The organism is Actinomadura sp. WAC 06369 (assembly GCF_003947565.1).
GTDB lineage: Bacteria > Actinomycetota > Actinomycetes > Streptosporangiales > Streptosporangiaceae > Spirillospora > Spirillospora rifamycini.
Window position 1 is genome coordinate 1 of record NZ_QHJN01000238.1, and the last position, 8,746, is coordinate 8,746.

Here is an 8,746-nt window from a genome sequence, read left to right on the forward strand (position 1 = left end):
CTGTTCCGCTACGGCCACGGCCTCCGCACCCGAACCCGCTGACCCGCGCCTCGGGGCCGGTCGTCCGGTGGACGACCGGCCCCGGGCGCGGGTCAGCGGGTTCGGGTGCGGAGGCCGTGGCCGTAGCGGAACAGGGGGTCGTAGTCGCGGTCGCCGATGTTGACGGGCTCCTGGGCTTCGCTGCGGGGCCAGGAGACGGGGAGCTTGCCGGTGAAGGGGCGGCGGCCGAACAGGACGTCGGCGACGCCGCCGCCCTCGCTGCCGGGCAGCCAGGACATGACGAACGCGTCCATCTTCGGGAGGAGGTCGGTGACGATCTGCGGGCGGCCCGCGACGTCCAGGACGACGCAGGTGCCGACGGCGGCGCAGACCTTCTCGACGTTCGCCCGGTCGGCGGCCGAGAGGTTCAGCGTGTGACCGTTGCCGACGTCGCCGACGCCCTCGGCGTACGGGGTCTCGCCGACCACGACCACGCCGACGTCGGCGCCGTCCACGGGGGCGGACGCGTCGGCGCTGTAGGTGACGTCGTCGGCGTACTGCTCGATCCCCTCGAGGACGGTGGTGCCGGGGATGATGTCGCCGGACCGCCCCTGCCAGGTGACGGTCCAGCCGCCCGCCTGGTTGCCGATGTCGTCGGCGTTCACCCCGGCGACGTAGATGGCGTCGCGGCGGTCGAGGGGCAGCGCCCGGCCGTCGTTCTTCAGCAGCACCTGCGACTTCGCGACGGCCTCGCGGGCGACGGCGCGGTGCTCGCGGGAGCCGATGCGGGACGCGTTCGAGCGGTCGGTGTACGGGCGTTCGAACAGTCCGAGCTCGAACTTCGCGGTGAGGATGCGGCCCACGGCGTCGTCGACGCGGGACACCGGGACGCGGCCCGCCTCGACCTCGGCGATCAGCGTCTCCACGAACAGCGGGGCGCTGTTGGGCTCCATGAACATGTCGACGCCCGCGTTGACGGCCGTGCGGACCTGCGTCGGGAAGTCGCCCGGGATCTGGTGGATCGCCTCCCAGTCGCTGATCAGGAACCCCTCGAAGCCGAGCCGGCCCTTGAGGACGCCGGTGAGGAGCTCCTTGTGCGCGTGCATCTTCAGCGGGTTCCCGACGCCGTCCTCGGTCCAGTCGACGCTGGAGAAGGACGGCATGACGCTGCCGACGTCGTGCTTCTTGATCGCCTGGACGTACGGGACCAGGTTCGTCTTCCAGAACGCCTTCCGGTCGGTGACCGTGACGCCCTGGTCGATCGTGTAGGTGCCGGTGGTGGACGAGCCGAACCGCGTGTCGCCGTCGCCCGCGTAGTGCTTCACGGTGGCGAGGACGTGTTCGGGGTCGTCGAGGTCGCGGGACGGGCGGCGCCCCTGGTAGCCCTCGACGGCGGCGGCCATGCGGGTGGCGAGCGCGGGGTCCTCGCCGAAGCTCTCGTACGTGCGCCCCCACCGGACGTCCCGGGTCACGCAGACGCACGGGGCGAACGTCCACTGCGGGCCGGTCGCGCGGGTCTCCTCGGCGGTGATCGCGGCGGCCCGCCGGGCGAGGCGGGGGTCGCGGGTCGCGCCGAGGCCGATGTTGTGGGGGAAGACGGTGGCGCCGACGAGGTTGTTGTGGCCGTGCACCGAGTCGACCCCGTACAGCAGCGGGATCTTCAACCGGGTGCCGAGGGCGCGGGCCTGGAAGCCGTCGACCATGTCGGCCCAGCCTTCGGGGGTGTTCGAGGCGGGGGTGGAGCCGCCGCCCGACAGGACGGAGCCGAGGCCCAGCCGGGTGATCATCTCGGGGTCGCCGGCGACGGCGCCCCGTTCGGCCTGCGTCATCTGGCCGGCCTTCTCCGCGAGGGTCATCCGGCCGAGCAGGTCGTCGACGCGCTTCTCGACGGGCAGGCGCGGGTTCAGATAGGGGGCGGGCCGTTCCTGCGCCAGCACGGGCGGTGCCGCGATGGCGGACGGCACGGCGGCGGTGACCGCCAGCGCCAGCATGATCCGCCCGATCCGGGTGGCGGGTCCGAGGGGGTGTCGCACGTCGTCCCTCCGTGGGTCGCTTCCGCGACGCCGCGCGGCCCGGGCGGACCGCGCGGCCGGCGTCCGGGGGGCACGGCTCGCCCGGACGGCCGTGCACCCCTCACCGGCTCTGCGTCACCGCGAAGGTCCCCCGACGGAGATCACCTGTCAAGGAGGGAGGCGCGTGCGGAGCGCGGGACGGCGTGGCCGGAGTCGGCCGCCGCCGTCCCGGGCCCGGTCAGCTCTTCCGGCCGCCGCCGGTGCGCCGCCCGCCCGCGGTGTCGCGGGACCGGCCGGCCTCGCCCTCGCGGGTCACCTCGACGCGCTCCTTGCGCAGCTCGCTGCGGACGGTCTGCTCGTCCTGCACCTGCTCGGTGCGCACCCGCACCCGCTCGACCGGCACGGCCTCCTTCGTCACGACGGGCCGCTCCTCGTAGAGGACGATCTCCTTGTCGTCCTCGGTGATCGTCACGCGGGTGCCCGGCTGCGCGCCGGTGATCGGCTCGCGGTCGATCTTGATCTCGTCGTGCGTGCACGGCACCGTGCGCTCGACCGTCTCGGTCTCGATCCACTTGCGGACCCGGACCCGTCCGGCCTCGTGCCGCTCGGTGCCGACGTGGATCTGCTCCTCGCACCGGACGATCTCCGTGAGCCCGCCCTCGGCGCCCGGCTCGGCCTCCGTGCGGGTGCGCTGCTCGGGCATCGTGCGTCCGGCGGCCGCGTCGGGCGCGGTCCGGCCGGCCTGCTCGCCGCGCTTCGCCCGGTCGGGGCGGACGGCCATGCCCGCGGCCCCCGCGGTCCCGGCGGCGCCTGCGGCGCCGGTCGTCCCGGACGGTCCGGCCGGGGCGGCGCGCCCCTCGGCCGTCCGGCCCTCGGCGGGGGTGTCGGTGCGGCCGGTGCCGCCCGCCGGGGCCTGCTCGCCGGTGCGGCCGCCGGCCGGGGGCCGGACGCCGTAGTGCCGGTACAGGTCGACGATCTGCGCGTGCGACAGGTGCTCGTCGGCGTCGACGTTGGGGGCGCCCTTGATGGTCTCCTTGTCGTAGGGGACCTGGAGCATGTCGGCTTCCTTGTGGGAGCCCGTCAGCGGGACGAAGCTCTCCCGCATCCCGAACCAGCCGGTGTGGACGGTGATCCACTCCGGGGCGCCGGAGTCGTCGTTGAGGTAGACCTGCTTGATCGTGCCGACCTTGGTCCCGTTGGTGTCGGAGACGCTCATTCCCATGAGCTCCCGCACCTGTGTCTGCGTCTGCACGTTGAACACCTCCGCTTCCGCGACCGCGTCCGGCCGGCGGGGCGGACGGCCCCTGCCGGTGCGGCGGCGCGCCCGGCTTGCGTCCCTCGGCCGCGGCGATTCCGAAGTCGGGCGCCGGCGCCGGACTCCGGTGCCCTTCGTTGTGATTGATCCCGAGTTGCCGGATTTCACCTCGGGGGTAACCGCATGGGACGCCGGTAAACCCGTTGACGTAACTCTCGGTGACTATCTACCAGATTCTTACCTGCGGCCCCACGGCACGGACGCCCGGCGATCTACGCAGCGTCACCGAGAATGAATCACACAAAAGCGACGAACAGCCATTAATTGATGGCGAAAAATCCCGGCATGGAGATCATTTTATGAATCCGCAGTTTCCTTTTTCCCGTGTTGCGCAACATTGTCGACGGAAGCGCCCGGTGATCGGGGCGCGAGGACGCCTGCGACACATCGGAGATCAGCTATGGACGACTTCCCACCCGCACCCCGGCGGCGACGGGCGATGCCGACGATCGGCCGGAGCGCGGAGCGCACCGGCACCGGCCCCGCGGCCCGCCGCCCGCGCGCCGCACTGGTCGCGGCGGCGCTGTCGGCCGCCGCCGTCGCCGCCGCGGGCCTGCCGGGCACGGCGTCCGCGACCGCCGACGCCGCGCCGCCGTGGTGCGCCGGGAAGGGCCCGCTCGCCGCCCGGATGCTGCCGACCACCATCGACATCGCCGAGTGCGACCTGCGCGGGCGCGTGGTGACCGGCGCCGGCGGGCTCAGCGCGACCGTCCCCCGGGACGGCACCTCGGTCGCCGCGCACTGGCTGCGCACCGACGGCGCCGCCGAACTGCGGATCCAGTTCGACGACCGGACGAACCGGATCGTCATCCGCACCGGCGGCATGCGGGCCCCGCAGGGCCGCCCCCGCGGCGCCCGCGCCCCGCAGGACGCCTGCACGGACGGCCGGTACCGGACGCAGCCGAGCAAGTGGCCGAAGGGCACGACCGTCCAGTGGCGGTACCACACGGGCGGCACCGGACGGGCGAGCACCACCGTCGCGAGGGGCGTCTCCAACGCCGTCGACGCGCACACCGACTGCCGCAGCGACGGGCAGTTCAACCCGCTGCCGAACGTGTCCGCGCGGTACCTCGGGGCGTCCGCGCAGCCGCCGAACCTGACGAGCGCGGCGGCCTGCGGGCGGCGCGACGGCGTCAACACGTTCGGCTGGCTCGCCATGGCCGCCGCCGAGGGCAACGTGCTCGCCGCGACGTGCTCCTGGTCCTCCGGGCCCACCACCGTCGAGACGGACATGGCCCTCCAGACGCAGGGCCGCCGCTGGTGGACGGGCGCGGGCTCCTGCCCGCAGGGCGCGTTCTCCACGACGGCGGTCGCGACGCACGAGACCGGGCACGTGCTCGGCCTCTCGCACGTCTCGGGCGCCGGCGGCTCGAACCTCACGATGGCGCCGCGCCTCGGCCCGTGCGACAACGGGCCGTCCACGCTCGGCAAGGGCGACTACGACGGGCTGATCGCGCTCTACGGCGCCCGCTGAGCCGGCCCGCCGGACGGACGGACGCCGCCGGGCGGCGCCGCGCCCGTCAGCCCCGGGGCGCGAGCCGTCCGACGACGATGAGGCGGCGCTCGTCCGTCCCCTTCGGGTGGCAGGTGATCAGCGTGACGTACGCGCCGTCCGGCGGGCTCCACGGCCGGTACGGGACGGGCTCGAGCGCGTCGCGGTCGTCGGGCATCGTGATGCGCTTGTCCCGCACCCGGTAGGTGTACGTCCGGCCGCCCGCGCGCAGCTTGATCGCGTCGCCGGTCTTCAGCTTGTCGAGGTCGAGGAACGGGTGCAGGTGGGTCGTCCGGTGCCCGAGCAGGACGGTGTTGCCCTGCTCGCCCGGACGCGCCGTCCCCGGGTAGTGCCCCACGCCGTACTGCAGGACGCGCTCCGACACGCCCTCAAGGACTTTCGCCTTCACCGAGATGCGGTCGATGGCGATGCTCCCGATCTGCTCGCCGGGGCGGGCGCGTCCGTCCGGCGCCGTCCCGGGCTCCGCCGCCGCGCCCGCGGCGCCGGAGGCCTCCGGACGGGCGGGCGCGGCACGGGCGGGGTCGAGTTCGAGCACGGACGTCACCGACGAGACGGCCGCGGCCGGGCCGGCGCCGGCGGGGCCCGCGGACGCCCGCGCGGCCGGGGCACCGGCGGCGGACACGGCGAGGGCGGCCGCCACCGGGACGGCCGCGGGGATCAGCTTGCGCACGGACATGTCGCCTCGTTCCTCTCGCTGGACGGACGGCGGCGCGGCCGCCGCGTCCGGTGACGGCACGGAGGGGACGGCACGTCTCCCGTCCCCTCCGTCCGATCGATCGATCGTCGCGATCCGCGGTCGCCGCGGCGCGGCTCGGCCGCCCGACGCCCCGCGGTGGCGTCCGGTCGCCCGGCCCGCCGCCGCGGCGGACGCGGATCGTTCAGCTCCGGGTCGTTCCGGGACCGTCGGACGCGGAGCCGCACCGCGCCGTCCCGTCCGTTCCGGACCCGGTCACACGGGTCCCGCTCAGTTCTTCGCCGGCGTGTTGACCTCGACGGGCAGCTCGTTCAGCGGCAGGCGCGGGCCGGCCTCGTTCACGGTCAGGTCGGTGACCTCGGACACCGGCGCCGTCCGCTTCAGGGTGCCGACGAGGTTCCGCACGGTGTCGCCCACGCGGCTCCGCTTGGCCGGCTTGGCGGCGCGCTGGTTCGCGACCGGCCGCACCGGCTGCGCCACCGGCTGCGCGACCGGCTTGACCGGCTTCCCGGCCCGGGTCACGGTGCCCTTGGCGACCGACTCCAGCGTGGAGGTGAGCTGGCCGGTGAGCTGGTCCGGCCCCGGCGCGGCCCCGGCGGCGCCGCCCTCGCGCGCGGTGCTGCCCTTGCGCAGGGTCGGCGGCAGGTCGTGGTCGCCGCCGTCGCCGACGGACGCGCCGCCCTTGCAGGACGCCTTCGACAGCCCCAGCACCGCGACGGAGTTGCCGCACACGTTGATCGGCGCCGAGATCGGCAGGTACACCTGGTTGCCGCCCAGGATGGAGAAGTTGCCCGAGGTCTTCATGTCCGGCGTGCCGCCCGACCGCTCGACCTCGGCGCCGCCCTTGCAGTACGCCTGGGAGATCCCGATGACGGCGACGGAGTTGCCGCAGACGTTGATCGGCGCCGAGATCGGCGCCTTCACCTGGTTGCCGCCGAGGATGGAGAAGTTCCCGGAGGTCTTCATGTCGGCGTCCTTGCCGCCGCCGTGCCGGTACCCGCCGTCCCAGCGGTCCGCGGACGAGGCGCGGTAGCCGTCACCGTGCCCCTTGCCGTGCCCCTTGCCGTGGCCCTTGCCGTGCCCCTTGCCGTGCCCCTTGCCGTGGCCCTTCCCGTGCCCCTTGCCGTTCTCGAACTCGACCTCGGCGCCGCCCTTGCAGTACGCCTGGGAGATCCCGATGGCGGCGACGGAGTTGCCGCACACGTTGATCGGGATGCTGATCGGCGCGTTCACCTGGTTCCCGCCGCCGATGGAGAAGTTCCCGGAGGTCTTCATGTCGCCGGCGCCGTGCCCGCCGTGGCGCTTGTCGTCGAACTCGACCTCGGCGCCGCCCTCGGAGAACGCCTCCGACGCGCCGAGGACCGCGACGGAGTTGCCGCTGACGTCGACCGGGATGGAGACCGGCAGGTGGACCTGGTTGCCGCCGAGGATGGAGAAGTTCCCGGCCGTCCGCATGTCGGCGTGGGCGACCGCCCCGGTGGCGCCGAAGCTCGCGCCGACGGCGACCGCGCCCGCGGCGACGAGCGCGGCGCGGCTGGTGTTCTTGGCCCAGTTGCGCATTTGTTTGCTCCTGTCTTTTCTGCGATCGATGAATCGGTGGATCGGCTGCACGACATCTTCCGGATGTGCGCAGCGCGCAACGGCCGGACGAGGCCGATGCTCATTTCGGAATCGCGAATCCCGCCCGGCCCGGTGAGCCGGGCGCCATGCGGAAACGCGGTGAGGAAGGTGAACTCTCGGGCGGCCGGGAACGGCCGCGGAGGCCCCTGCGGCGGGACGCACCCGGGGGTGCGGCGGCCGGGGCGGGGAACCGCTAGTCGGGGACGACCGCCGGGCCGCCCGGCGCGGCGATGTCGGTCAGGGACGTGCGGCGGAAGGCGCGCAGGTCCATGCCGAGGGGCGCGGCCGGGTCGACCGCGGCGGCGAGGTCGGCGAACGGCGCGAACGGGTGCCCGCCGGGGGCGGAGCCGCCCCGCTGGTTGCCGTCCTGGCCGGGCAGCACGGGCGGCGTGTCGGCCGGGCCGTGCCCGCCCCGGCATGCGGTGCAGCCGTCGGGCTCGGGCAGGTCGTCGGCCTTGACGGCGTCGGCGAACGGCGCGGGAACGACCTTGCCGTCGCCCACGTGGACGGGTTCGCCCGCGAACGCGGGCTGCCCGGCGGCCTCCGGCTCGGGGCCCTCGGCCGCGGGGCCGGGCGCGGCGGACGCGTCACCGGCGGGTGCCGGCACGGTGTCGGCCACTCCCCGCACGAGCCCGGTGAGGACGGGCCGTCCGGTGTTCGCGTCGCCGCGGAGCCGCACGTCCGGGACGCCGGCGGCGGTCCCGAGGTCGCGCACGGCGCGGACGGCGGTGTCCTTGTCGCGGGCGAGGTCGCTCCCGCGGTCGCGCAGGTAGCCCACCGGACGCTCGCCCACCTCGTGCACGTCGTCGGCGACGACCTCGGCCGTCTCCCGGGGCGACCAGTCGCGCTGCACCTTGAAGTGCCGCAGCGTGGCCAGGCCGGGCTCGGGCCGCGCGGCCGGTCCGGCGGCGGGGCCGGCGCTCCGGCCGGGGCCGTCCGGGACGGCGAGCGGACCGGCGAGGTCGCGCGGGGCGCCGCTGCGCGGCGTCCCGTCGTCGGCCATCGCGGCGTCGTTGAGCGCCGCCAGCGCGAGCCAGCCCGCGAACGCGAATCCGGCGACCGCGAGCAGCCGGGCGACCGAGCGCAGGACGCAGACATGCCGACCGCGGAGGCCGTCGGCCTCGCGCCGGATCGATGCCGCGTCCACGTCCGGATGCCCCCTTCGCCCGCGATCCCGGCCCCCGTTCGGGACCGGTTCCTGATCGGTCGAGAACGACCGTAGCACTTTCCCGCGCGCGATCACGGGACGATTTCGATTTACGTCGTGCGTGTCTCTCGGTGAATCCCGGAGGCCGCGCGCCCGCCTTTTCCGCCCGGGACCTCCCCGGAGGCCGGCGCACCATTACTCCGCTATTCGTCCGATTCTGGGGGATATGTCGAAACTCGTTATCCGGGACATGTATGCCGACCGGTATCGGGGTGCGTTAGATTCGGCGGACCCGGCCGTCCCGGCGAGGAGTCCCCGATGACCGACCCCGCACCCCGCGCCGAGCCCGCGGACGCCGCCGCACGGGCGGCCCGCCCGGACGCGCCGAGCCTCCCGAGCACCCCGGCTCCCCGCCCGCGCCGCCGCACCGTCCGCCGGGTGCCCGAGGCACAGCTCGTCGCGGCCC

6 protein-coding genes are annotated in these 8,746 nt (G+C 74.8%); 1 reads left to right on the forward strand and 5 read right to left on the reverse strand.

The features are described 5' to 3' along the window. Positions 1–92 precede the first annotated feature (92 nt). Together DMH08_RS36565 and DMH08_RS36570 are read right to left on the reverse strand one after the other, a co-directional pair. The gene (locus DMH08_RS36565; RefSeq protein WP_233618027.1) at positions 93–2,012 is read right to left on the reverse strand and encodes a glycoside hydrolase family 3 protein; all 1,920 of its coding nucleotides are present in this window, start codon (positions 2,010–2,012) and stop codon (positions 93–95) included. Between the two features lie 217 nt (positions 2,013–2,229). Continuing rightward, positions 2,230–3,243 (reverse strand): DUF2382 domain-containing protein, encoded by a 1,014-nt coding sequence (locus tag DMH08_RS36570; protein ID WP_026403245.1) that lies wholly within the window; start codon positions 3,241–3,243, stop codon positions 2,230–2,232. A gap of 463 nt (positions 3,244–3,706) precedes the next feature. On the opposite strand from DMH08_RS36570, the gene DMH08_RS36575 reads away from it, so the two are divergent. Then, the gene (locus tag DMH08_RS36575) at positions 3,707–4,780 is read left to right on the forward strand and encodes a matrixin family metalloprotease (protein ID WP_125620757.1); all 1,074 of its coding nucleotides are present in this window, start codon (positions 3,707–3,709) and stop codon (positions 4,778–4,780) included. Positions 4,781–4,826: 46 nt separating this feature from the next. On the opposite strand, the gene DMH08_RS36580 is transcribed toward DMH08_RS36575, so the two are convergent. From DMH08_RS36580 to DMH08_RS36600, 3 genes are all read right to left on the reverse strand, one after another. Then, on the reverse strand, positions 4,827–5,495 hold the full coding sequence (locus tag DMH08_RS36580) for a class E sortase (protein ID WP_125620759.1): 669 nt from the start codon (positions 5,493–5,495) through the stop codon (positions 4,827–4,829). Positions 5,496–5,783: 288 nt separating this feature from the next. Then, positions 5,784–7,073 carry a chaplin gene (locus tag DMH08_RS40580; protein WP_026403244.1) on the reverse strand — a complete coding sequence of 430 codons (1,290 nt, stop codon included), beginning with the start codon at positions 7,071–7,073 and terminating at the stop codon, positions 5,784–5,786. A 253-nt stretch (positions 7,074–7,326) separates the two neighbouring features. Next, the gene (locus DMH08_RS36600) at positions 7,327–8,280 is read right to left on the reverse strand and encodes a hypothetical protein (RefSeq protein WP_125620761.1); all 954 of its coding nucleotides are present in this window, start codon (positions 8,278–8,280) and stop codon (positions 7,327–7,329) included. Positions 8,281–8,746 lie beyond the last annotated feature (466 nt).